This is a genomic window from Arthrobacter sp. KNU40 (genome assembly GCF_051515115.1).
Classification (GTDB): Bacteria; Actinomycetota; Actinomycetes; order Actinomycetales; family Micrococcaceae; genus Arthrobacter.
The window spans coordinates 1359672-1382784 of the sequence record NZ_CP195850.1 but is presented as its reverse complement, the minus strand read 5'-3'; the positions used below and the strand labels follow the sequence as shown (position 1 = coordinate 1382784).

Below are 23113 nucleotides of genomic sequence, written 5' to 3'. Positions count from 1 at the left end.
GGCGTGTGTCACCAATGAGGGATGACAAATGTCATCGACGGCTAGCGGCGCTCGGCTTCCCTGCGTGCCCGCCTGGTCATGACGACGGCGGCAAGCTCGCCAGTGTCGAACGATTCGAAGGCATCGGCGGACCCGGCGGTTTCAAGCTCGCGGACGTTGCCGTCGTCGTGGGTTGCTTCCGGATCCCCCGTGCCGGCGGCTTTCGCATCCTCCGTGCCGGCGGCCGCGAGCCGCCGCGGACCGGTCGCCTTGACCACCAGTACTGCGATCAAGGTGGTCACCGGGATGGCAAGCACCAGGCCGATGGAGCCCACCAGCGTGCGGATGACTTCCTCGGACAATTCGGCACTGGTGAGGGCATCGACCAGCGGGCGGTCGTACAGCATCACAATGATCAAGAGGGGAAGCGCAGCACCGGCGTAGGCGAAGGCGATGGTGTAGACGGTGGAGGCGATGTGGTCCCGGCCGATCCTCATGGCTGAACTGAACAGCTTGCGCGCGCCGGTTTCAGGCGCCAGCTCGTAGAGTTCCCACACGGCGGCGGACTGGGTGATGGTCACGTCGTTGAGGACTCCGAGCCCGGAGATAATCAGCCCGCACAGGATGATGCCGGACAGGGAGATCTTGTCCGACATATTCACGAGTGTGGCGCCCTCGCTGGTGGCGATCCCGGTCAGGTTGGCCGCATCCGTGGCCCAGGCCGCCAGCAGCGCTGTAATTCCGAGGCCGAAGATCGTGCCCAGCAACGCGGTGGAGGTCTTGGCCGAGAATCCGTGGGCGAAATAGAGCACCCCGATCATGATGGCGGTGGAGCCGACCAATGCCACGAGCAGCGGCGGTTTGCCTTCCACCAATCCGGGAAGCATGAAGCTGACCATCACCACGTAGGCTCCGGCCAGTCCAAGGAGCGCCCTGAAGCCGCGCCAGCGCGCGACCGCAATGACCACCACGGCATACAGGAGAGCCAGAAGCGCCATGGGAACGGCCCGCACGAAGTCCAGGAAAACGTACGACGGCGAGCCGTTGCCTGCCGCTGCGCCCTGCACCTTGGAGAGGTTCAGGTAGCGGATGCTGTCCCCCACTTTGACGCCGTGGGACTTGGCGACATCCGGGTTGATGACCACTTTGACGGGGCTGCCGCCGTTATCCGGCTGCGTGGACGCGAAGGTGCATTGGGACCCTTGCGGCTGTGTGCCGCTGCTTTGGTTCGTACCGCTGCTTTGGTTCGTACCGCTCGTGCCGGGAGCCTGGGTCCCCTGCGTGCAGTTTTCCTGGGTGACGGCTTGGATCTTGCCGGTATCAAACGTCACCCCGGGAGCGGCCGCGTAGGGGCTCGCGAAGGTGATGCCTTCCTTGCTCCCTGACGGCCACATCACAAGCATGGCAACGATCGTGAGCACGGCAATCGGGGCCAGCACGGCCACGAGGAGCGAGTTGGCCCGCTTGCGTGCCGCGAGTGCCAGCGGGCTTGGCTCGAAATGCCCTGTGTGTCCGTGTGAATGGCCGTGACCCATTAGCTGCAAAACCTCATGCCCACAAGCCTACGTGGGGCAGCGCTGCGTCCCACCCAACTGACTCGCAGTTGTTGTCGTTATGAGCCTTCAAAACGACAACAACTGCGAGTCAGTTGGGCCAGCCGGGGAAGAACAGTTATTCGCTGACCACCAGGGTGTCCGCGCCGCGGAGCTTCGCCTTGCCCAACTCCAGCAAGGGATCGACGACGGCGCGCACTGCCGTCATGGAATCGTCCACCTCGAGGAGCACGGGGTGCTGATAGGCAATGAGCGCCAGCAGGTCACGGATTGCGGCGCGCGCCTCGTCATCCTGCAAAAGCGGATCGTGGCCAAGGAACACTTCCGAGGGCTCGTCCGAGCTGCCCTGGGCGTAGCTGATGGCGAAGGCCTGCAGCTTGCCCTTGCGGGTGGCCGGAACGCCCGAGCCAAAGGCACTCGCCTTGGGCGCACGCAGCACCACCGCGCCGTGTGCCCCCGTCAGGTCATCGAGGAACAGCCGCTGCACAGTGGGGATGCCGAGCACTCCCGGGTTATCCCAGTGGTGCACGGCGGTGTAGTACCGGCCTACGACGTCGCTCAATTCCACGGATCCCGTGGCTAGGTCTTCCACCTGCTCGGAGGCCGCTGCTTCGGAGCCGTCTCCAAACACCGGAAGCCTGAGCGGCTCGGGGTCAACCACCACGAGCTGCGAACGCTGGATGGGTGCAAGTCCCGCCCACTCGGCGAAGGCGGCGCCGGCCGTGCCGGGCTCCACCTTGCTGCGCAGCTTTGTGACCCCCGACGGCGCCTGCTCGGCTTCGCGCCGCAGCATGGTCAGGAGCGTGGCCCCTATCCCGCTCCGGCGGTGGTCCTTGGCAACCTCGATGTAGGCCCAGAGCCGTTCCGGGTGCAGGGAGGCCTCGTGGACCACACCTGCCGCCACCGGGATGCCGATGCCGTCCACGACGTCTTCGGCCACGATGCACCGGCGCCAAGGCTGGCTTTGGCCGCTATTGCTCGACGGCGCCAGGGCTGCGCGGAATTGCTGGGCCGGCAGGGTCTCGGGCCCGCCCCACATTTCCAGGAGGACGAGGTCGTCGCCCTCACGCCATTCGCGGTATTCGATGGACACGCTTAGGCGCCGATCAGTCGTGCGGCCAGGTAGCCCTCCACCTTGTCCAGGGACACGCGTTCCTGGCTCATGGTGTCGCGCTCACGGATGGTGACGGCCTGGTCGTCGAGGGTGTCGAAGTCCACGGTGATGCAGAACGGGGTGCCGATCTCGTCCTGGCGACGGTAGCGGCGGCCGATGGCGCCGGCGTCGTCGAAGTCGATGTTCCAGTTCTTGCGCAGCTGGGCGCCCAAGTCCTTTGCCTTCGGGGACAGGTCCTCGTTGCGGCTCAAGGGCAGCACGGCTGCCTTGACCGGTGCCAGGCGCGGATCAAGCTTCAGGACAGTGCGGACATCGACGCCGCCCTTGGCGTTGGGTGCCTCGTCCTCCGTGTAGGCGTCCACAAGGAAGGCCATGAAGGAACGCGTCAGGCCGGCGGCCGGTTCAATGACGTACGGCGTGTAGCGCTCGTTGGTGGCCTGGTTGAAGTAGCTGAGGTCCTGGCCGGATGCCTTCGAGTGAGTCGAGAGGTCGAAGTCGGTGCGGTTGGCGATGCCCTCGAGCTCGCCCCACTCGGAGCCCTGGAAACCGAAGCGGTATTCAATATCCGTGGTGCCCTTGGAGTAGTGGCTGAGCTTGTCCAGCGGGTGCTCGTAGAAACGCAGGTTCTCCGGCCGGATACCCAGATCGGTGTACCAGGACATGCGTTCCTTCATCCAGTACTGGTGCCATTCTTCGTCGGTGCCCGGCTCGACGAAGAATTCCATCTCCATTTGTTCGAACTCGCGGGTGCGGAAGATGAAGTTGCCCGGCGTGATCTCGTTCCGGAAGGACTTGCCGATCTGGCCGATGCCGAACGGCGGCTTCTTGCGGGATGTGGTGAGCACGTTGCTGAAGTTGACGAAGATGCCCTGCGCGGTTTCCGGGCGCAGGTAGTGCAGGCCTTCTTCACTGGCCACTGGGCCCAGGAAGGTCTTGAGCAGGCCGGAGAACTCCTGAGGTTCGGTCCATTGGCCGCGGGTGCCGCAGTTGGCGCAGGCAATGTCCTTGAGGCCGTTTTCGGCGGGACGGCCCTTCTTTTCCTCGTACTCTTCCTCGAGGTGGTCGGCGCGGTAGCGCTTGTGGCAGGAAAGGCACTCGACCAGGGGGTCGGAGAACACGTCGACGTGGCCGGAGGCTTCCCATACTTGGCGGGGCAGGATCACGGAGGAATCGAGGCCTACAACATCTTCGCGGCCGCGGACAACGCTCTGCCACCACTGGCGCTTGATGTTTTCCTTGAGTTCGGCACCGAGGGGACCGTAGTCCCATGCGGACCGGGAGCCACCATAGATTTCACCGGCCTGGAACACGAAGCCCCTCCGCTTGGAGAGGGAAATGACCTGGTCGAGGACGGATTTTGCTGCCATGGGTAACTCCAATGTTCTACAGGGCCGCTGGGTGCGGTCCGTGCTTGTGCGCGTAGGTAATGCTGTGCAGGAAGCTGCGTGTCCTAGCCTACCGGCCTTTGGGTGCTGTCCTGCTTCCGGGACTGGCCCGGCTAGCCCTTGCCGGGGCGGCGGGACGAGAGCGCACCCTTCGGCCACGGCAAGGTGGCGACGATGATGGCGAACAGGGTCAGCAAGGTGCCAAGAATCGTGGGCAAGGCCACCACGGTTCCTGGAGCCGGCAGGACCAGGTCAAGCGCGAGCGATCCGAGCAGCTGGCCCGCAATCATTCCCAGCCCGGTGACCAGGACACCGAGGCTGCGGACCAACAAGGCAGCCAGGCCGATAAAGACGCAGCCCATCGGCCCGCCCAAGTAATACCACCATTCGGCGGGCAGGGCGTGGCCAGGACCAAGCAGCGACAACTTGATCAGCCAGGCGATCCAGAGAATGACTGTTCCAGCCACGAAATTCACCAGCGTCGCGGCGATAGGGCTGCCGTAGTGCACGGTCGCTGTACCGTTCATCGCCTGCTGGAAACTCATGAGGCAACCCGCCACGACCGGCAACAGGATCGGCAGCAGCAAGGACCCGACGTCGGCGGCTGCCCCAAGGCGCGGCGAGACGGCCCAGACGACGGCGGCGATCGTCAGGATGCTGCCGAGGATGCGGACCCCGGTGATCGAGCGTTTGCCGCCGGGACCGATGCCGAGCCGGTCCACGAGCAGTCCGCTCAGGGTCTGGCCAGTGACCGCGGCGACCGTAAACAAGGCCACGCCAAGCAAGCCGACCGTGAAAGATTGCGCGAACACGAACAGGGCGCCGATACCGCCGGCCAGGACATAGAACCGCGGAAAACTGCGCTCCTTGAGGGCGGGCAGGACCCTTCGCAGGGCGGCGCGGCCTTTCGGCAGCGCCAGTCCGATCGCCGCGATCAGTACCAGCCCGGTGGTGAAACTCACGACGGCGGCCGCGATGCCGTCGTCGAGCGTTGCTCCCAGGGCGCCATTGATCCGGCCCTGAAGCGGGATCACGAGCCCGGTGGCCACGGCGAGGAGCAGTCCGGTGAGCAAGGGGCGGGACGACTGCGGCATTTTCACCACCTTACTTCAGGCATCATTGCTTGTATGAGCAACCCGGAAATCGAAGAAATCCCCATCCGCGACGACATGATCCGCCTTGGTCAGCTCCTGAAGCTCGCCAATCTGGTGGAGGACGGCGTGGAAGCTACGGAACTCATCAAGAACGGCCTGGTCAAAGTCAACGGCGAGATCGACGATCGCCGGGGCCGCCAGCTCCATGTCGGCGACACCGTGACCGTCAACGGGCAGACGGTGCGGATCACCGCCGCTTCCTAGCTATTGGCAACGCGGGGTCACTTATGGCCCATTAAGTGCTTCGGAATGGGCCGTAAGTGACCCCGCGTTGCTTTCAGACGGACGCGAGGACCTTGTGCTCCAGGAATTCGCATACGTGGCCGATTTCCTGCTCGTTGATGCCGTGCCACATACCCGTGTAGAGCACCTTGGTGAGGTCCGTGTGCTTTCGCACCCACCCCATGGTGTATTCGATCTTGTCGGGGGTGATGACAGGGTCCTGCTGGTCCCGGCCCCAGAAGAGCGGCACGGAACCGTCCAGTTCGGCGTCACGGAAGGCGGGGTCGGCATCGGCGTCCACGACGAAGCCTGAAAGCCCGACGACGGCGGCAAAGTCCGCCGGGCGCTGACGGAGCAGCGAGGTTGCCATGGCCATGCCCATGGAAAATCCGAGGAGCGTCACCGAGCTGTGGTTGGACTTGCACGAGTCCAACCAGGAAAACACGTACTCCGCGGCGTCCTTGACGGCGTCGAGCGAGTAGTCGATGGACGCCGTGAGCGGGAACCACGTGAAGCCTGGGCCCGTCGCGATCGGCGCGCGGAGCGAAGCGACGACGAAGTCCCGGGGCAACAGCCCGGCAAGGCTGAAGAGGTCTTGCTCGTTGGAGCCGTAACCGTGCAACAGGACCAGCAACGGCTTTCCAGCCCGCTCCTCCTCTTCGTGGGACCACAAAACGACCGGGGCGGGAAAGGCAGAAGCTTGACTCATGGGACTATTCTTACAGTTACCCATGAGTAACAAGCTACGGGCGCGTAGCGTTGCAGCAAGAGGCAGGATATGAACGTGAGTGACACTGATTCCATGGTGGAGGCAAAGCCGCACGAGCGGATTCATCCGTGGACGCGCTACGTGGCACTCGGTGATTCCTTTACCGAAGGCATCGGCGACCCGGAACCCAACAATCCAGGGGGACATCGCGGCTGGGCCGACCGCGTAGCCGAGGAACTGAGCAGGGGACACCGGGATTTCGCCTACGCTAACCTCGCCATCCGCGGGCGGCTGCTCCAGCAGATCCTCGACGAACAACTTGGCCCGTGCATGGACCTCAAGCCGGACCTCGTGAGCATCTCCGCAGGCGGCAACGACCTCATCCGTCCCGGCGGCGATCCGGACGCCCTGGCCGAGAAACTCGATGCCGCCGTGCAGACCCTGAGTTCCGAAGGCGCCACCGTGGTTCTCTTCAACGGCCCGGACACCTTGTCGTCAGTACTCGGCCGGATCCGCGGCAAGGTGGCCATCTACAACGAAAACCTCCGCACGGTGGCCGCCCGCAACGATGCCGTGATCGCTGATATGTGGTCCCTGCGGCAGCTCTCCAACTCCCAGATGTGGGACGAAGACCGCCTGCATTTCTCCCCGCTCGGCCACCACACGATCGCCGCGATGGTCCTCGACTCACTCAATGTGCCGCATAGCCTCGAACCACTGTTCCCCAAGCCGCTCCCCCAGCGCAGTTGGCGCGAAGCCCGCTCGGGCGACCTCGTATGGGCACGGGAGTATTTTGTCCCCTGGGTCATCCGCAGGATCCGGCACCGGTCCTCCGGTGACGGCATCCTGCCGAAACGCCCGACGCCGGGACCCGTCTTCGGTCCTGCCGACACCTTCCTGCCCCGGAGTTGAGCGGGAACCACAGGGCGGGTCACGGGGGGCGGGGCTAAGCTGGTGAAAGACCTAGGAGGCCTGTACCGTGAACAATTTGATCTTCTGGATCATCGTCTGCTCTTGGCTGATTCCGATGGGGATCCGCATGTACAACCGCTCGCGCCAACGCAGGCTCCGGGACTTCCCTCCGCAGAATTACCCCGGTCAGCCCTATCCTCCGCAGACCAACCCCGTCGGATACCCGGAGCAACCCCCGGTAATTTTCCCGGCTGAGCCGCAACCCCCGGTGGCGACGCCCGTACCGCAGGCCGCTCCGCCGTCGTCGGCTGCTCCGCAAACGAACAGCGCGCCCCAGCCGAACAGCGCGCCCCAAGGCTACCGGGCACGGAAACTGGCCGAACTGGACCAGGAGTACAGCGACGGGAAAATCGCCATGGAGGATTACATGAAGCTCCGCCAGGAGATCATGAACGGCTGATTCAGCCGAAGAAGGCTTCGCGCAACTGGGGGCCGAGCTGGCCGATCTCGGTGAGGAAACCGTCGTGCCCGATCGGCGCCTGGATTACGTGAACCGGGACCTCTCCGGGCAAGGCCTTGGCCAGCTCGTGGGATTGTTCCGGGAAGTAGAGCCGGTCCGAGTCCACCGACGCAACGAAGAACTTCGCCGTTGCCACGGACAGCGCCTCCTCCAATGAGCCGCGGCCGCGGGTGATGTCGTGGCTCATGAGGGCCTCGGTGATGGCGATGTAGCTGTTGGCGTCGAAGCGCTGGACCAGCTTGCGTCCCTGGTGGTCGAGGTAGCTCTCCACCTGGTAGCGGCCGCGGTCCCCCAGCGCGGCAGCCTGGAGGGGTGCCTCGCCGCCTTGGGCGTTCCTGCCGAAGCGGAAGTCCAGTTCATCCGCCGAACGGTAGGTGATGTGGGCGATCCGCCGGGCAAGGGCCAACCCCGCCTCGGGCGCGGCCTGGCCATAGTAGTCACCGCCGTTGAAGTCGGCGTCCTGCCGGATGGCGAGCGTCTGGGCCTGCGCGAACGCGATCTGCTCGGCAGTGCTGTACGCCCCGATCGAAATCACGGCGCATCGCTCGACCCGGCCCGGATAGCCGACAGCCCATTCGAGTGCACGGGCACCGCCCATGGACCCGCCCACGACGGTGTGCCAGCTGCGGATCCCTAGAGCGTCGGCGAGCCGGGCTTCGGCTACGGTGCTGTCCCTCAGCGTCACCAGAGGGAAGCGGGAACCCCACGGTTTGCCGTCAGGAGCGCTCGACGACGGCCCGGTGCTGCCGTAGCAGCCTCCCACGATGTTGACGGAGACCACGAAGTAGCGGTCCGTGTCGATGGTGGCGCCCGGACCAACGAGTTGCTCCCACCAGCCTTCTTCGTCGCTCTCGCCACGGGCCACATGGGTGCTGCCCGTCAGGGCGTGTTCCACCAGGACGGCGTTCGAAGCGTCGGCATTGAGCCGCCCCCATGTTTCGTACGCAAGGAGGACCTCCGGCAGGAAACCTCCGGCCTCCAGTTCGAGTCCGCCCACGGAAACATATTTGAGTGTTCCGTCCTGGGTACCGGAAAGGGGTATGGCTGTTGCAGCAATTGTCATTCGTTGACACCTCACATCGCGCTTGCCCGCCGCCAACACAGCGAAGGGCCAGGTCTTCACCCGGGGCACCCCGCCGCGAATGGAGGGTTGCCGGCCAGCAAGCCGGGGCTGTCGCTGGCACTCATGACCTATAGGAAGAGTCTAGGAAAACCGGACCCCTTCTGACGAAGATTATGACACCTTTGTGACACTTGACCGTGTTTTGTTCACGAAGCAGGGACCAAGGAGGCCGGCTGGCGAAGATTCATGTTGCGTCGCCCGCCGGCCTCCTGCGCCATCCGGAGCGGCACTAGCTGCCCTTCGCCGCCCGGAATCCTGACTCGAGGTCCGCGAGGATGTCGTCGATGTGCTCGATCCCGACGGACAGCCGCACCAGGCCCGGGGTCACTCCGGCCACGGCCTGCCGTTCGGGGGTCAGCTGGCTGTGTGTCGTGGACGCGGGGTGGATAACCAAGGAACGGACGTCCCCGATGTTTGCCACGTGCGAATGCAGTTCCAGGGCGTCCACGAAGCGTTTGCCGGCGTCGATCCCGCCGCGGATGGTGAAGGACACCACCGCGCCGGTGCCGCGGGGTCCGTACTTCCGCCCGCGCTCGAACCACGGACTGGAAGGCAGCCCCGCGTACGCGACCGATTCGACGTCGTCGCGCCCTTCGAGCCATTGCGCCACTTTCGTGGCGTTCTCCACGTGGCGTTCCACCCGCAGGCTGAGGGTTTCGATTCCCTGGGAGATCAGGAAAGCGTTGAACGGTGAAACTGCCGAGCCAAGGTCGCGCAGGAGCTGGACCCGGGCCTTGAGGATGTAGGAGAGGTTCGCGCCGAGGGCACCGTCCTTGCCGAGGTCCCGGGCATAGACCAGGCCGTTATAGCTGGGGTCCGGAGTGTTGAAGTTGGGGAACCGCTCGGGGTCCTTGCCGAAATCGAAGTTGCCGGAGTCCACGATGACTCCGGCAATGGCGGATCCGTGCCCGCCCAGGTACTTGGTGGCCGAATGCACCACGATGTCCGCGCCCCACTCGATGGGCCGGATCAGGTAGGGCGTGGCGAGGGTGTTGTCGACGACGAGCGGGACTCCGGCTTCGTGCGCGATGCGGGAGACGCCCTCGATGTCCAAAACGTCCTGGCGCGGGTTGGAGACGACTTCGGCGAAGAACAGCTTGGTGTTTGGCTGCACGGCGTCACGCCAGTGTTCGAGGTTGTCCGGGTCCTCGACGAAGGTGACCGAGATTCCGAATTTCTTCAGCGTGTGCGCCAGCAGGTTGTATGTGCCGCCGTAGAGGCTCGGGCTGGCGACCAGGTGGTCGCCAGCCTCGGCGACGTTGAGGATGGCGAACGTTTCCGCGGCCTGGCCGGAGCTCAGCAGGAGTGCCGCGAGTCCACCCTCCAGGCTCGCTATGCGCTGTTCCACCGCATCCTGCGTGGGGTTGCCGATCCGGGTGTAGATGGGTGCCAGCTCGGCGAGCGCAAAGCGGTTGGCCGCGCTTTCCGCGCTGGGAAAGACGAACGAAGTGGTCTGGTAGATGGGAAGTGCCCGGGCGCCGGTGGCGGCGTCCGGCTCCTGGCCGGCGTGGATCTGGCGCGTTTCGAATGACCATCCTTGCGACATGCGGACTCCTGGTTGTCTGGGCTCTTGCCGTGTTTCAGCCTGCCGGGCTGAAGTATTCAGCCTGCCGGCGTTCGGTTGGCGCCAGTCTATGGACGGTATTGCGGGCTCCGGAAGGTTTGTGACGAACACAGTAGTTTTCGGTCCCGGCGCGTCCTGAAGTGACTCTGAGCTGCCTTTTCGATACATCCCACCTTGGTTAGGCTTGACTTAGCTGAGAGCTCCATCACAAAGTGCCAAGATGAAGCCATGCGCATGGATCACGTCTCTTACGCTTGTGAACGAGATGGCCTCTTGGCCACCACCGAGCGAATTTCCGCAGCATTGGGAGTGGACGCAGTCCGGGGCGGAGTGCATCCGCGCTTCGGTACCCGGAACATGATCATCCCCCTTGCTGACCACAAATACCTGGAAGTTGTCGAGGTCCTAGACCACCCGGCATCCGACAAGGCACCTTTTGGACAAGCAGTCCGTGCACGCTCCGCCGCAGGAGGCGGTTGGATGGGCTGGTGCGTCGCTGTTGACGACCTGAGCCCGTTCGAAGAGCGGCTCGGACGCGCCGCTGTCCCCGGCAACCGCAAGTTTCCGGACGGCCGCGAACTCGTTTGGTCGCAGATCGGCATCCTGGGACTCATCGCCGATCCCCAGGTTCCGTACCTGCTCCGTTGGGAGGGCGACCCTGCACTTCACCCGTCCCTCGTGTACCCAAGCGACGTCAAGATGTCCAGCCTCACCATTGCCGGCTCCGCGGAACGGGTTACCGAATGGCTCGGAGAACCCGTGGAGAAGCCGCTTGAGGACGTTGCTGTCCAATGGATGGCTCCGCACGGAACGCCGGGCATCATGTCGGTAACGTTCGAAACCGCCAACGGAGCCGTCACGATCTGACGGACCAACGGGCCAGGATGGCCCGGAAAACTTCGGCCGCCATTATGCGGGTGCCAATGACGTCACCCCGCAATGGCGGCCGAAACCTTTTAACGCGCCCCTAGCCCAGCCCGATGGCCTTGCCGAAGACACTGAAGCCGACGAACGCCACAATGTCCAGGAGGGCGTGGGCCACCACGAGCGGCATGACCCTTTTGGTCTTCGTGTATATCCAGCCGAACACGAGGCCCATGACGGCATTGCCGATGAAAGGTCCGAAGCCTTGGTACAGGTGGTAGCTGCCGCGAAGGAGCGCGCTGAGCACGATCGCCAGCGGGGTGCTCCACCCGAACTTCCCGAACCGGTCCAGGAGGTAGCCCACCACGATCACTTCTTCGACGACGGCGTGCCGCACCGCGGAGAGGACCAGCACCGGCACGGTCCACCAGTAGGAGTCCAGGCCGCTGGGAATGATCGCTGTGGTGATCCCCAGGGCGCGGCCGGCAGCATAGAGGCCCAGCGACGGGATCCCGATCAGCGCGGCGAGGCCTAGTCCTTGCAACGCGTCGCGGCCCGGGCGGGCGAAGTTGAAGCCCAGCCGGGTGAAACCCGAGGGGCTCTCCGCCGTTTGGCGGTGCAAAGACAGGAAGTAGAACACCAACACCACCGGGACCAGGGCGAACGTGATATCCAACAGCTGGTAGGTGAGATCGAAGTACTCGCGCGTGCTCTGCGAGCGGTTGAGGGTGGACGTCGCATGGGCCAAAGGCCCCTGGGTCATCTTGTCCAGCAACTGCACCACGGAGTACACGGCCGATTGGCCGAGGGACAGGCCAAGGACAATCAGTACTTCGGCGCGCAACCGGCGCGTTGAGGCTAGGAGCATGCTCCTATCTTGCCTGCATTTGCCTGATGTTTCCCCTGAGCCCGGCCACCCGGAGTCCGTTTGCATGGCCAGGCGTCTCCTGACCCTATGCTTGGTGGGATGAGCGCGCCAGCACGAATCTTCATGATCCGGCACGGCCAGTCCGCCGCCAACGCCGACACTTCCATCTACAACCGTGTGCCCGATTACCGTATCCCGTTGACGGAGCTCGGCATCGAGCAGGCACGGGCCGCGGGTGAGGCACTGCGCAGGAAGCTCGACGGCGAATCCGTGTGCGTTTATGTCTCGCCGTACCTTCGGGCATACCAGACCCTCGAGGCACTGAATCTGGGCGGCCTCACGGAAAGGGTGATCGAGGAGCCCCGGCTGCGTGAACAGGACTGGGCCAACTTCCAGATTGCCGGAGACATCGGGGACCAGAAGGAGCTCCGCAACCTCTACGGGCACTTCTTCTACCGCTTCCGCGAGGGCGAATCAGGTTCCGATGTCTACGACCGGATTTCGTCCTTCATGGAAACCCTGTACCGGCATTGGGAGAAACCCGACTACGCGCCCAACACCCTGCTGGTGACCCATGGCCTCACCATGCGGCTCTTCTGCATGCGGTGGTTCCACTGGTCGGTGGAGTACTTCGAGTCCCTCAACAACCCGGGCAACGCGGAGCTACGGACACTGATCCGCAACGACCAGGACAAGTACGATCTGGACACGCCGTTCAGCCAGTGGGTGCGGCGCAGCACGGACGAAACCGTGTTGAACGCTCCCCCGATGGTCTTTTGACGGCCATCTAACAGAGCTAGGCGTCCTTGGCCACGATCACTTCGGTGCCGCCGGCTTCAAACGCAGCTTTGTCCTCTGCCGTGATGCCCGAATCCGTGATGAGCCGGCGGAAATCGTACCCGGCCATCGCCGCGAAGGCACGCTTGCCGATCTTCGTGGAGTCGGCGAGGACATAGGAGTCGGTGGCGCGCCGGGCCATGACGGTATTCACCATGGCTTCTCCCTCGTCGGTGATGGTGGGGCCGATCTTCGGATCGACTCCGTTGACGCCGATGAAGGCGATGTCCAAGGCAACCTTCTGCATGATGACATCGGTGTAGGGCCCGACAAGTTCGTAGGAACGCGGGTTCAGGATGCCGCCGGTGACCATGATCTTGATGTTGGGACGCACGGCAAGCTGGGCGGCGATATTGATTGCGTTGGTGACCACCGTCAGCATGGGCCTGTTGGAGGGCGCGTTCAGGTCTTCGCGGGTGGACAGCACCTGGGCCAGGGCCGTATTGGTGGTGCCTCCGCTGAGTCCGATCACGGCCCCGGGCATGATGAGCTCCGAGGCTGCCAAGGCAATCTGCTGCTTTGCCTCGGCGTGATCATCCCTGTTGTAGCGCCCCGGAAGTTCGTAGGCGACCGATCCTGTGGTTGCTCCGCCACGGGTACGGCTCAGGAGCCGCTGCTTGGCGAGGCTGTCCAGATCACGGCGCGCCGTGGCCGGCGAGACGGCCAGTCGGGTCACGATATCCTCGACCTCAACATGCCCTGACTCGGCGAGGAGATCAAGGATGGCTGTCAGTCGATCGTTGCGGGTCATCACGAACCTTCCGGAAATTGGGACTAGTTCACTTTCGCGAACAGCGTCAGCAGACGTGCGGTTTCCAGCACCAAGGCGTCCCGTCCGGCCTTGATGTACTTGCGGGAGTCCACCACCGAGGGGTTGGCATCCAGGTACTCACGGACGGCGCGGGTGAAGAACCCGTTCAAGTGTGTGGATACGTTGATCTTAGTCATACCGGCCCGGATTGCCGCCACCAGCGTTTCATCTGCTACGCCTGAGGATCCGTGCAGGACGAGCGGCAGCTGGACGGCCTCCTTGAGCCGGGTGATGAGGGCCAGGTCCAAGGCTGCGCTGCGTTCCGTCATGGCGTGCGAGGAACCGACGGCGACGGCGAGGGCGTCGACGCCGGTGGCTTCCACGAAGGATCTAGCCTCGGCCGGATCCGTGCGGACTCCCGGGGCATGGGCACCGTCCTTGCCTCCCACCTTGCCGAGTTCGGCCTCGACGTAGACCCCGTGGTCCTGGGCGTATTTGGCGACCCGACGCGTGACTTCAACATTCGAGCCATAGGGCAAGTGCGCACCGTCGTACATGACGGAACCGAACCCGAGGTCGACAGCCTGCATAGCCAGCTCTTCGGATTCGGCGTGGTCCAGGTGCAGGGCCACGGGCACCGAAGAGTCCCGGGCGATGGACATGGCACCCCGGGCAATCGGGACGAGTCCGCCGTGGAACCGGACGCAGTTCTCCGATATTTGCAGGATCAGCGGGACACCAGCCGTCTCCGCCCCGGCAACAAGGCCTTCGGCGGTTTCGAGGTGGACGACATTGAAGGCGCCCTGTCCGATTCCGTTGGTCGCGGCGGTATCCATGAGTTCCCGTGTGCTGACGAGCGTCACAGGGTCTCCTTCCAGCTGAGAATAAGTTTGTCTTCGAGGTCCGCGTAGAGCGGTGAGATCTCACCGGCGGCCGGCATGAGCACCGCGGCGGCGGACCAGGCTGTCGCCCGGCGGAGGATCGTGGGGATGTCCGTGATCCCGTCGGCGAGCGCGACGGCGGCCGCCGCCACTCCGGCGTCGCCGGCTCCGGTGGGGTTGCCGCTGAGCGGTTCCGGGAGCCGGGCGCTCCAGTAGCCTCCGGGGGACGCATGGTGGAACGCGAGCATGCCTTCAGCGCCGGCACTGACCAGTACCGTCTTGGCCCCGAGGGCGATCAATCGCCCTGCGGCCACGTCAAGGCTGCTTTCCCCTGTTGCTTCAAGGAGTTCGTGATTGTTGGGCTTGAGGAGGTCCGCCCCGGCCCGCGCGGCGGCGATGATCCCGGGACCGGAAGTATCGACGACGGCGGGAATCCCGGCGTCGTGCGCCAGGCGCACCAGCGCCGGGTAGAAGTCGGCCGGCGCGCCGGGTGGCAGGCTGCCGGAACCGACAAGCACTCCCGCGCTTTGCCCGTCAAGGGCGTCGACGACGGCGGCGGCCAGCGCCTGCCATTCGGACGCTTGGAGGGGACTGCCCTCTTCATTGAAGATGGACGTTTCGCCGCCCACCGTGTCCACGAGCGCAATGCTGCGCCGTGTTTCCGCGGCGACCGGAATGAGGCGATGCGGTACGCCGCTGCTGAGCAGTTCGGCGGCGAATTCGGCACCGGACGTGCCGCCCGAGGGCGCGATCGCCAGCACGGGATGGCCCAGCTGGTGGGCCACGCGCGCAACATTGAGGCCCTTTCCGCCTGCGCGGCTGAGGGGTCCGGCAACGCGATGGCTTGCTCCGGGGGTGATTCCGGCGACGTGGTAGCTGAGGTCGATGGCCGGATTAGGCGTGACGGTGATGACCCTTTTCATGGCCTGGTTCACCGCCCCGTCCCCGTGCCGGAGGCGGCCTTCGCGGCCGGGAGCAAGGCCCGTGCCCTCATGGCGGCGCCGAGCAAACCTGCATCCTGGCCGAGCTGGGCGCGCATGATGATGGGCCGGCGCTGGAAATCGAGCAGCTCATCGAGGCGCGAACGCAGTGGCTGCAGGAGTCCTTCACCCGCTTCGGCAAGCCCGCCGCCAACCACCACTGCTTCGGTGCCAATGATGCTGACGCATTGGCTGAGGCTGAAAGCGAGGGCGTCCACCGCGTCGGCCCAGATCCTTGCCGCAAGTGCATCGCCCGCTGTGGCCCGTTCAAGGACTTCACGGGCACCGGCGCGCGGTGTTCCGGCTTTGTCGCTGTAACGCCGGGCGATCGCTCCGGCGGAGCCGACGGCCTCAAGGATAGTGGTCCCGGGACCGTCGGGGTCCGGTACGAGGGCGTGGCCCAGTTCCCCGGCGAAGCCGCCTGCGCGCACCGGGTACCCGTCGGAGATGACGGCGGCGGCGATCCCCGTGCCGACCACCATCACCACGACGTTGCGAAAATCGCGGGCCGCTCCGAACCGGAATTCGGCTTCGGCGGCCGTGCTGACATCGTGGCCGAAGGAGACCGGCAGCCCGAGGCGTTGCGCGGCCTTTTCCCCAAAGGGAAAGTTCCGCCAGCCCAGGTTCGCCGAATAGATCCCTACTCCGGTGTCGGAATCAACGATTCCCGGAACCACAATGCACGCGGCTTTCGCTGGGTGGCCGGGGAATTCAGCGGCAAATTCCGAGGCCAATGCCTCGACTGCGTCCAGGATCGCCTCGCCCGGCCGCAAGGGATCATGCGGCGTAGCGGTGCGGCGCAGGCCAAGGACATTCCCGGCTGTGTCGACAAGGCCTGCCTTCAGATCCGTCCCGCCGACGTCGAAGGCCAGGACTGCGGATTCAGCGGCTCCGAGAACCATGGGATTGCCTAGGCCGTGGCGTTCAGGACAACAGAGCGCGTGAGGTTGCGCGGCAGATCGGGGTTGAGGCCGCGCACGCGTGCCCGCTCCAAGGTGACCTTATGGACCCGGGCCAGCTCGGCGAGCGGATGCTTGCCGGTGTTGACGTAGAGGGCGCCCGTGCGGCCCATGTCGGCGTCGAGGCCCTCGGGCTGCGGGCCGAAGATCCACGTCACGCGGCCTGGGGCGGCAATGGAAATGGGACCGTGCCGGTACTCCATCGCCGGATAGGATTCGGTCCAGCCCTGCACTGCTTCGCGCATCTTGAGTCCGGCTTCGTGGGCCAGGCCAACGGTCCAGCCGGTACCGAGGAAGGTGAACTGTTCGGCGTCGAGCAACTCCTGGGAAACAGGCTCGGTGACGGCAGTGCGGGCATCCTCAATCGCCGTGCCGAGTTCGATACCAAGGCTCGTCAGGAGGTACACGAGGGCTGTGGTGGCAAAGCGGGTCTGGACCACCGATTTCTCGTCGGCGTAGGGAAGGCCGATCACGGCGTTGGCCAGGGTGGTGATGGGTGAATTTACGTCGCCGATCACGGCGATAGTGCGGACTTTTCCACGCAAGGCTTCAAGGAGCTCAAGCACCTCAGTGGTGGTGCCGGAGCGGGTAATGGCGATCACGGCGTCGTACTGGCGGCCGGCGCTGTTGTGATTGAGGAAGGCTTCGGACGCTGCAAAGGCGTCGGTGACGCCCTTGCCCGCGGATTCGCGGGCGGCGGCATAGCTCTGCGCCATGAACCATGAGGTACCGCAACCGACGACGGCGATCCGCTCACCGTCAGCGGGAAGCAGGTGCTCCGCCTTGGATTGCTCGATGGCCCGCTTCCAGACCTCGGGCTGCGAAACAAGCTCTTCTTCCATGAAGGCCCCGAGGGTGTTGTTACTCATCGCACTTACCATTCCTGTCCGCGCTTCTTCGACGCACTCTTCAACGCACTCTTCAACGGTCAATGATTTGACGTTTTATGATCCATATAAACACTAAACGATCATATTCAATCGCACAAGGATCGCGACGGCGCCTCGACGCGCCTGGCAAATGGGAATGACCAACCTTAGGGAGGAACCCCGCCCTGGCGTCGCTAGAGTGCACAAGAAAAAGCAGGGCCCCTCCATCTGGAGAGGCCCTGCCTTGTTGACTCGAGAGCGCCGCTAGAGCGCCCGCACGCCTGCCCGCCACACCGCGGAAGTCAGCGGGATACCGGGCCGGTACGCCAGGTGCGTCGCCGACGGCGCCTTGAGCATGTGGAGGTCGGCGCGGTGCCCGACGGCGATCGAACCCACCGCCCGTTCGCCGTCGACGTCGTTCCCCGACTCCCTGCCCAGTGCCAGCGCACCCCCATACGTGGCCGCCCGGACGGCTTCGTGGACGCTCAGGTGCATCTGCAACACCGCAGTAGTGACGCAGAAGGCGATGGAGCTCGTGTAGGAGGTGCCGGGGTTGCAGTTCGCGGCCAAGGCAATCTGCACCCCCGCGTCGATCAACGCACGGCCCGGGGCAAGCGGCTGGCGGGTGGAAAGATCGCAAGCGGGCAGGCACGTGGCCACCGTGCCCCGCGCACCCGTTCCGGTGGAGGCATCCCAGCCCCTCCATGTTCCGGCGAGCGCCTCGATGTCGGCCGCTGAAAGGTAATTGACATGGTCAACGCTGGCCGCGCCGAACTCCACTGCCAACTGCACGCCGGGGCCTTCACCCAATTGGTTGCCGTGGACACGCAGGCCCAGTCCCGCATCGCGGCAGGCGGTCAGGACACGGCGCGACTGCTCTTCGGTGAACGCGCCGCGCTCGCAGAAAACGTCGGCCCAGCTGACGTACGGGCGGACGGCGTCAAGCATCGGACCGCAGACGAGGTCCGTGTATGCCTCGGCGTCGGCTCCGGCCGGAACCAAGTGCGCGCCGAGGTAGGTGACTTCATCCACGGTCGCTGCCGCGATCCGTGCACTGCGTGCCTCGTTCTCCAGGTCCAGTCCGTAGCCGGTCTTGCTCTCGAGATAGGTGGTGCCTTGGGAGACGGCTTCGGCCACGCGCCCGGCAGCGAGGCGGGTCAGTTCCTCGTCGCTCGCGGCGCGCGTGGCGCGCGTGGTGACAGCGATCCCGCCGGCGCTGTAGCTCTGGCCGGCCATCCTGGCCTCGAATTCGGCCGTGCGGTCGCCAGCGAAAATCAGGTGCGAGTGCGAGTCCACCCAGCCCGGGAGCACCGCGCGGCCTTCCGCGTCCACATGCTCATCAGCCGCGGGAGCCTCCGACACCGGACCGATCCAGGAAATCCGCTCACCTTCGATCACCACGGCGGCGTCCTTGAGAACGCGATGCTCCGCGTCCTGGGTCATCAGTTCGCCAATGTTGCTGATCAGTGTGCTCGTCTGCCCGCTCATGAACCTATTGTTCATCGGCGGATGGAACAACGGGCCGCCGCGAGCTCCCTCGGTGTCCGGGATGCCGGACTGATGCCCGGCGCGGAGGCAACATTCGCCGATCCCAGGATCTCCGCGGCGGCGAGTTCGGCGATTGCCGAGGACGTCTGGAAACCGTAACCACCTTGGCCCGCAAGCCAAAAAAAACCGGGAGCCTCGGCGTCGAAACCCACCACCGGAACCCCGTCGGCAGCTTCAGTACGCAAGCCTGTCCATCCCTTTGCCACGGAGCGGATGCCCAGCGACGTGATCGAATTCAGCCGGGCCACGAGCTCTTCCACGTCGCCGGGCCGCGGCTGCGCGTCTTCAGGCCCGCTCGGCACCGTTTCCGATGGCGAAATGAGCACTTGCTCCCCCTCGCGCCGGAAATAGTAGGAATCATCCGCTGCCGCGACCATCGGGGTGCCTGGCGCAAGCGGGCGTTCGACGTCAACGATTGCCGCCGTGCGCCGGAACGGCTGCAAGCCCAGCTTTTCCACCCCGCTGAGGACCGCGAGTTCGTCCGCCCAGGCACCTGCCGCGTTGACGACGACGGCGGACTGGAAACCTTCCAGCCCGGCGCCCAATTGCCAGCCGGAACCGAGCCGTTGGGCAGAATGGACCCGGGCTCCGGTGATGATATCCACTCCCCCGGCCTCGGCGCGTTGGCGGTGGTCTTCCAACAGCACGGGCGCATTACAGGCGAACGACCCCGTGTCCAGGCCTGCGGCCGTGAAGGCGCCGGGATTCAGCCCCGGGCACAGCTCAAGGGCTTCGGCGTGCGTGATGGGGTGCATGTGCCCGCTGGCTTCTGCCTTGACGGTGGCTTCGTCGCCCACCAACATGAACGAGCGCGGTTCCAGCACCGGCACCGGCAACGCAGCATCGCGGGCTGCCATCAGCTCCAGCGTGCGGACGGTTAGTTCCTGTACGACGGCGGGTCCGTAGCTTGGGATCAGCTGCCGGGCTGAGCGGGAGGACGTGTGGTAGGCCAGTGTCTGTTCGGCTTCCACGAGCGCCACCGAACACCGGCCGGCCAGCGCTGAAGCCAGCGACAACCCGGCGATGCCGCCACCGACAATTACCACATCATAATTCGCAGCCATCCCCCCATCCTGTCAGCGCATACGCCCAGATGCGAGGGGCCGGCTCGGGACTCGCCGCGCCCGTCCCAGCGGGCCTATTCCAGAGCGGACGGCTTGATGCCGCTGTAGGGGGTCCACCACGTGAGCGGTTCCGTGACGGTGAAGCGCCGCCCGGAGATCGAATCCGCGGGAACCCGCACGAAATGGTCCTTCTTGCCGGATTCCCAAGGAAACAGGGGCAGCGAGAACGAGTTGATGACGTCGTCGAGCTGTTTGACGGGCGCCGCTTTGCCATGGAGCACAACGCTCCACGCGACTCCGGTGTTCGGGTCGACTCCGTCCACCTCCATGGCCACCGGGAACTCGCCCAGAGCCGCGGCGAGCTTTGTGCCCGCTCCCGTCCTGAAGACAACCGTCCCCTGGTCCACGGTGTAGTTGATCGGAAAAATGTCAGGGTGGTCTCCGAGCCACACGGCCAGCCTGCCGACAGACACGCCCCTCAGGAGATTCCAGCATTGCTGCGAATCCAACACCTCGGTTACACGTTGTGCTGCATCTTTGTCCATGCTGCAGATACTAGGCCTCCGATCCTCTGCGGGACAGGGCTTAGGCGAAGGGGTTCAGCGCAGGTATTGGAGCTCCTTGAAATGGCTGATGTAGTCGTCCAGGAGCGCTTCTGCCACCCTGACCGAGTCCACGAGCGGGTTCATCGCCATCGCCTTGTAGGCGGACCGCCGGGAACCCGTGAGCGCAGCGTCGATCGTGGCGCGTTCCACCGCTTTGGCGTTGACGACGAGCCCGCGCGCGTAGTCCGGAAGAGCCTTGGCCGGCAGCAAGCGGGCTCCGTCTGCGTCTACGAGGCAGGGCGCCTCGATGACGGCGTCGGCGTCGAGTTCTGCCAGGGTGCCGCTATTGGGGAGGTTCAGGATCAGTCGGGCCGTTTCGCCCTGGCTGATGGCACGCATGATCGCCAAGGCTACGGCCTCGTAGCCGCCGGATACCAGGTCCTCGGCGTCGCGTTCGAACGTACCGGCCGCGTCCCTGTTGCTTTGCATGTACGTCTCTTCGCGATCGAGCTTGGTCTTTTCCCAGAGCCTGAGGGCCGATTTCGACGACGGGACCCCCTCGGCGGGCCCCGCACCGCCGTCGTTCGCTTCCGCCAGCCCGCTGTAGAAGGACGACTGCTGCCGCGCCAAGTAGGCGCCGCGGGTGGTTTCGGCGCGCCGGTCGGCGTCGAGCGCTTCCCGCCTGAAGTAGTAGTAATGCAGATACTCGTTGGGAACCGCGCCCAAGGCTTTGATCCACGAAGCGCCGAAAAGCCGGCCCTCTTCAAACGATTCGATGGCGCTGTCGTCGTCGAGGAGCCGCGGCAGGACATCTTCATCGTCGACTACCAGCCCGCGCAGCCAGCCCAGATGGTTCAGGCCGATGTAGTCGATCTGCACGGAACCGTCCCGGAAGGCTGCCGCGCCGCGGTGGATTCCGGCTGCGAGCAGGCATCGCCTGGCCAGCCCCACCGGCGAATCGCAGATCCCCACCACCTTGTTGCCGAGGACCCGCGTCATCACCTCGGTGATGACCCCGGCTGGATTGGTGAAGTTGATGAACCAGGCGTGTGGAGCATGTTTCTTCACGGCCTCGGCGATGTCCAGGACCACGGGAATGGTCCGCAGGGCGTAGGAAATCCCCCCGGCACCCACGGTCTCCTGCCCGATAACCCCATGCTCCAGGGCAATACGTTCATCGGCGGCGCGCCCCTCCAGGCCACCCACCCGGATGGCGGAGAAGATGAAGTCCGTGCCGGGCAATGCTTCTGACAGCTCCGTGAACAGCCCCACTGCGGGCGCGTCAGGCACCCCCTCGGCCATGTCGGCCAGGACCCTCGCCACCACGCCCAGGCGCGCGGGGTCGGCGTCGAACAGCCTTAGTTCGGTGACCCGGCCGGGCCCGTGGTCAGACAGCAGTGCTGAATAGACCAGGGGTACCCGGAATCCCCCGCCGCCCAGGATGGTGAGGATCATGGGAACTCAGAGCCCCGCGGCTGCGCGGCTCTTCACGAAGGCCTCGACACACGCCTCGACGTCCTCAGAGCTGTGTGCGGCCGAGAGCTGCACGCGGATCCGGGCAGCTCCCTTGGGCACCACGGGGTAGCTGAACGCCGTGACGAACACTCCGTGGTGGAGCATCTCGTCGGCGACCTTCGCGGCCGCCACGGCGTCGCCGAACATCACAGGAATGATGGCGTGCTCGCCGTCGAGCAGTTCGAAGCCTTCCTCGCTCATGCGGCGGCGGAACAAGGCGGCGTTCTCGAAGAGCCTGGAGCGGAGCTCGCCCGAACCCTGGACCAGCTCAATGGCCTTGATGGTGGCTGCGACGATTGCGGGGGCGAGGGAGTTGGAGAAAAGGTACGGGCGGGCCTTCTGGCGCAGCATGGCGACGATTTCGCTGCGGCCGGAGACGTAGCCGCCCGAAGCACCGCCAAGGGCCTTGCCGAACGTGCCGGTGTAGATGTCGATCCTGTCGGAAACGCCCGCGTGTTCCGGGGTTCCGGCACCGGTTGCTCCCATGAAGCCTACGGCGTGGGAATCATCCACCATGACCAGCGCGTCGTGCTTTTCCGCGAGATCGCAAATGGCCTCGAGCGGAGCAAGGTAGCCGTCCATGGAGAAAACGCCGTCCGTCACGATGATCTTGCGGCGGGCCGGGGTCTCGCCGGTTGAGGCCTCGATGAGCTTGGCTTCGAGGTCAGCCATGTCCTGGTTGGCGTAGCGGAAGCGCTTGGCCTTGCTGAGCCGGATGCCGTCGATGATGGAGGCGTGGTTCAGGGAATCGGAGATGATGGCGTCCTCGGCCCCGAACAGGGACTCGAAAACGCCTCCGTTGGCGTCGAAGCAGCTGGAGAAGAGGATGGTGTCTTCGGTTCCAAGGAACTGTGAGACGCGCGCCTCGAGTTCGAGGTGCAGGTCCTGGGTGCCGCAGATGAAGCGGACGGATGCCATGCCGAAGCCGCGCTCGTCCATAGCGGACTTGGCTGCGGCGATGATGTCCGGGTGGTCTGCCAGGCCAAGGTAGTTGTTGGCGCAGAAGTTCAAGACGGTGTTCGCCGGCTGGCCGAGCTGGCCTGCGGAGATGTGGCTGGCCTGCGGCGAGTCAATGTGGCGTTCGGTTTTGAAGAGGCCTGCGGTGCGGATCTCTTCAAGTTCGCCCTGCAGCTGGTCTTTGATACTTGAGTACATGGTGGCTCCTGGTACTGGGGTCTTGGGGAGGACTTTACGGTG

At 65.0% G+C, this 23113-nt stretch carries 23 protein-coding genes and 1 riboswitch; of the genes, 5 read left to right on the top strand and 18 right to left on the bottom strand.

Features of this window, described 5'->3' with window-relative positions:
* Nucleotides 1-41: 41 nt before the first annotated feature.
* From ACSKT0_RS06485 to ACSKT0_RS06470, 4 genes are all read right to left on the bottom strand, one after another.
* Nucleotides 42-1514, bottom strand: coding sequence for a YibE/F family protein (locus ACSKT0_RS06485; RefSeq protein WP_437773026.1), 1473 nt, complete (start codon nt 1512-1514; stop codon nt 42-44).
* Between the two features lie 136 nt (nt 1515-1650).
* Nucleotides 1651-2625, bottom strand: a complete 975-nt coding sequence (locus ACSKT0_RS06480) for a GNAT family N-acetyltransferase (RefSeq protein ID WP_437773025.1) — start codon at nt 2623-2625, stop codon at nt 1651-1653.
* A 2-nt stretch (nt 2626-2627) separates the two neighbouring features.
* Entirely contained in the window at nt 2628-4013 is a 1386-nt protein-coding gene (locus tag ACSKT0_RS06475; protein ID WP_345449700.1) for a glycine--tRNA ligase, read from the bottom strand.
* A gap of 131 nt (nt 4014-4144) precedes the next feature.
* The gene (locus ACSKT0_RS06470; protein ID WP_437773024.1) at nt 4145-5125 is read right to left on the bottom strand and encodes a DMT family transporter; all 981 of its coding nucleotides are present in this window, start codon (nt 5123-5125) and stop codon (nt 4145-4147) included.
* A gap of 33 nt (nt 5126-5158) precedes the next feature.
* On the opposite strand from ACSKT0_RS06470, the gene ACSKT0_RS06465 reads away from it, so the two are divergent.
* On the top strand, nt 5159-5389 hold the full coding sequence (locus ACSKT0_RS06465; protein ID WP_345449698.1) for an RNA-binding S4 domain-containing protein: 231 nt from the start codon (nt 5159-5161) through the stop codon (nt 5387-5389).
* 73 nt (nt 5390-5462) lie between these two features.
* Here the strand turns inward: ACSKT0_RS06465 and ACSKT0_RS06460 are convergent, their stop codons facing one another.
* Complete coding sequence (locus tag ACSKT0_RS06460; protein ID WP_437773023.1) at nt 5463-6116, bottom strand: alpha/beta hydrolase; 654 nt, start codon at nt 6114-6116, stop codon at nt 5463-5465.
* Between the two features lie 69 nt (nt 6117-6185).
* Between ACSKT0_RS06460 and ACSKT0_RS06455 the strand changes: the two genes are divergently transcribed.
* Both ACSKT0_RS06455 and ACSKT0_RS06450 read left to right on the top strand, forming a co-directional pair.
* Nucleotides 6186-7028, top strand: a complete 843-nt coding sequence (locus ACSKT0_RS06455) for an SGNH/GDSL hydrolase family protein (RefSeq protein WP_437773022.1) — start codon at nt 6186-6188, stop codon at nt 7026-7028.
* A 67-nt stretch (nt 7029-7095) separates the two neighbouring features.
* A complete protein-coding gene (locus ACSKT0_RS06450) occupies nt 7096-7488 on the top strand; it encodes a hypothetical protein (protein ID WP_437773021.1) in 393 nt (130 codons plus the stop codon).
* Between the two features lies 1 nt (nt 7489).
* Here the strand turns inward: ACSKT0_RS06450 and metX are convergent, their stop codons facing one another.
* Together metX and ACSKT0_RS06440 are read right to left on the bottom strand one after the other, a co-directional pair.
* Nucleotides 7490-8611 (bottom strand): homoserine O-acetyltransferase MetX, encoded by a 1122-nt coding sequence (gene metX, locus ACSKT0_RS06445; RefSeq protein ID WP_437773020.1) that lies wholly within the window; start codon nt 8609-8611, stop codon nt 7490-7492.
* A 13-nt stretch (nt 8612-8624) separates the two neighbouring features.
* Nucleotides 8625-8740: riboswitch (SAM riboswitch) on the bottom strand.
* Nucleotides 8741-8900: 160 nt separating this feature from the next.
* Entirely contained in the window at nt 8901-10217 is a 1317-nt protein-coding gene (locus tag ACSKT0_RS06440; protein ID WP_437773019.1) for a bifunctional o-acetylhomoserine/o-acetylserine sulfhydrylase, read from the bottom strand.
* A 246-nt stretch (nt 10218-10463) separates the two neighbouring features.
* Here ACSKT0_RS06440 and ACSKT0_RS06435 point away from each other — a divergent pair, with 246 nt between their 5' ends.
* Entirely contained in the window at nt 10464-11102 is a 639-nt protein-coding gene (locus tag ACSKT0_RS06435) for a VOC family protein (RefSeq protein ID WP_437773018.1), read from the top strand.
* 100 nt (nt 11103-11202) lie between these two features.
* Here ACSKT0_RS06435 and ACSKT0_RS06430 read toward each other — a convergent pair whose 3' ends face one another.
* Nucleotides 11203-11967: a CPBP family intramembrane glutamic endopeptidase gene (locus tag ACSKT0_RS06430; protein WP_437773017.1), complete on the bottom strand. Its 765-nt coding sequence runs from the start codon at nt 11965-11967 to the stop codon at nt 11203-11205.
* 99 nt (nt 11968-12066) lie between these two features.
* Between ACSKT0_RS06430 and ACSKT0_RS06425 the strand changes: the two genes are divergently transcribed.
* The gene (locus tag ACSKT0_RS06425; RefSeq protein WP_437773016.1) at nt 12067-12747 is read left to right on the top strand and encodes a histidine phosphatase family protein; all 681 of its coding nucleotides are present in this window, start codon (nt 12067-12069) and stop codon (nt 12745-12747) included.
* A 16-nt stretch (nt 12748-12763) separates the two neighbouring features.
* On the opposite strand, the gene ACSKT0_RS06420 is transcribed toward ACSKT0_RS06425, so the two are convergent.
* The 10 genes from ACSKT0_RS06420 to ACSKT0_RS06375 form a co-directional block, all read right to left on the bottom strand.
* The gene (locus tag ACSKT0_RS06420; protein ID WP_345449690.1) at nt 12764-13555 is read right to left on the bottom strand and encodes a DeoR/GlpR family DNA-binding transcription regulator; all 792 of its coding nucleotides are present in this window, start codon (nt 13553-13555) and stop codon (nt 12764-12766) included.
* A gap of 23 nt (nt 13556-13578) precedes the next feature.
* Entirely contained in the window at nt 13579-14418 is an 840-nt protein-coding gene (locus ACSKT0_RS06415) for a class II fructose-bisphosphate aldolase (RefSeq protein WP_437773015.1), read from the bottom strand.
* Entirely contained in the window at nt 14415-15359 is a 945-nt protein-coding gene (locus ACSKT0_RS06410) for a 1-phosphofructokinase family hexose kinase (RefSeq protein ID WP_437773014.1), read from the bottom strand. Before ACSKT0_RS06410 ends, ACSKT0_RS06415 begins: the two co-directional genes overlap by 4 nt.
* Before the next feature lie 8 nt (nt 15360-15367).
* The gene (locus ACSKT0_RS06405; RefSeq protein ID WP_437773013.1) at nt 15368-16318 is read right to left on the bottom strand and encodes an ROK family protein; all 951 of its coding nucleotides are present in this window, start codon (nt 16316-16318) and stop codon (nt 15368-15370) included.
* A gap of 8 nt (nt 16319-16326) precedes the next feature.
* Nucleotides 16327-17244 carry an SIS domain-containing protein gene (locus ACSKT0_RS06400; protein WP_437773012.1) on the bottom strand — a complete coding sequence of 306 codons (918 nt, stop codon included), beginning with the start codon at nt 17242-17244 and terminating at the stop codon, nt 16327-16329.
* Between the two features lie 264 nt (nt 17245-17508).
* Entirely contained in the window at nt 17509-18732 is a 1224-nt protein-coding gene (gene hutI / locus ACSKT0_RS06395) for an imidazolonepropionase (protein ID WP_437773011.1), read from the bottom strand.
* Nucleotides 18733-18743: 11 nt separating this feature from the next.
* Nucleotides 18744-19856 (bottom strand): NAD(P)/FAD-dependent oxidoreductase, encoded by a 1113-nt coding sequence (locus ACSKT0_RS06390; RefSeq protein WP_437773010.1) that lies wholly within the window; start codon nt 19854-19856, stop codon nt 18744-18746.
* Nucleotides 19857-19930: 74 nt separating this feature from the next.
* The gene (locus ACSKT0_RS06385; RefSeq protein ID WP_437773009.1) at nt 19931-20401 is read right to left on the bottom strand and encodes a pyridoxamine 5'-phosphate oxidase family protein; all 471 of its coding nucleotides are present in this window, start codon (nt 20399-20401) and stop codon (nt 19931-19933) included.
* Between the two features lie 54 nt (nt 20402-20455).
* Nucleotides 20456-21856, bottom strand: coding sequence for a 6-phospho-beta-glucosidase (locus tag ACSKT0_RS06380; RefSeq protein WP_437773008.1), 1401 nt, complete (start codon nt 21854-21856; stop codon nt 20456-20458).
* A 6-nt stretch (nt 21857-21862) separates the two neighbouring features.
* A complete protein-coding gene (locus ACSKT0_RS06375; RefSeq protein ID WP_437773007.1) occupies nt 21863-23071 on the bottom strand; it encodes a glycine C-acetyltransferase in 1209 nt (402 codons plus the stop codon).
* Nucleotides 23072-23113 lie beyond the last annotated feature (42 nt).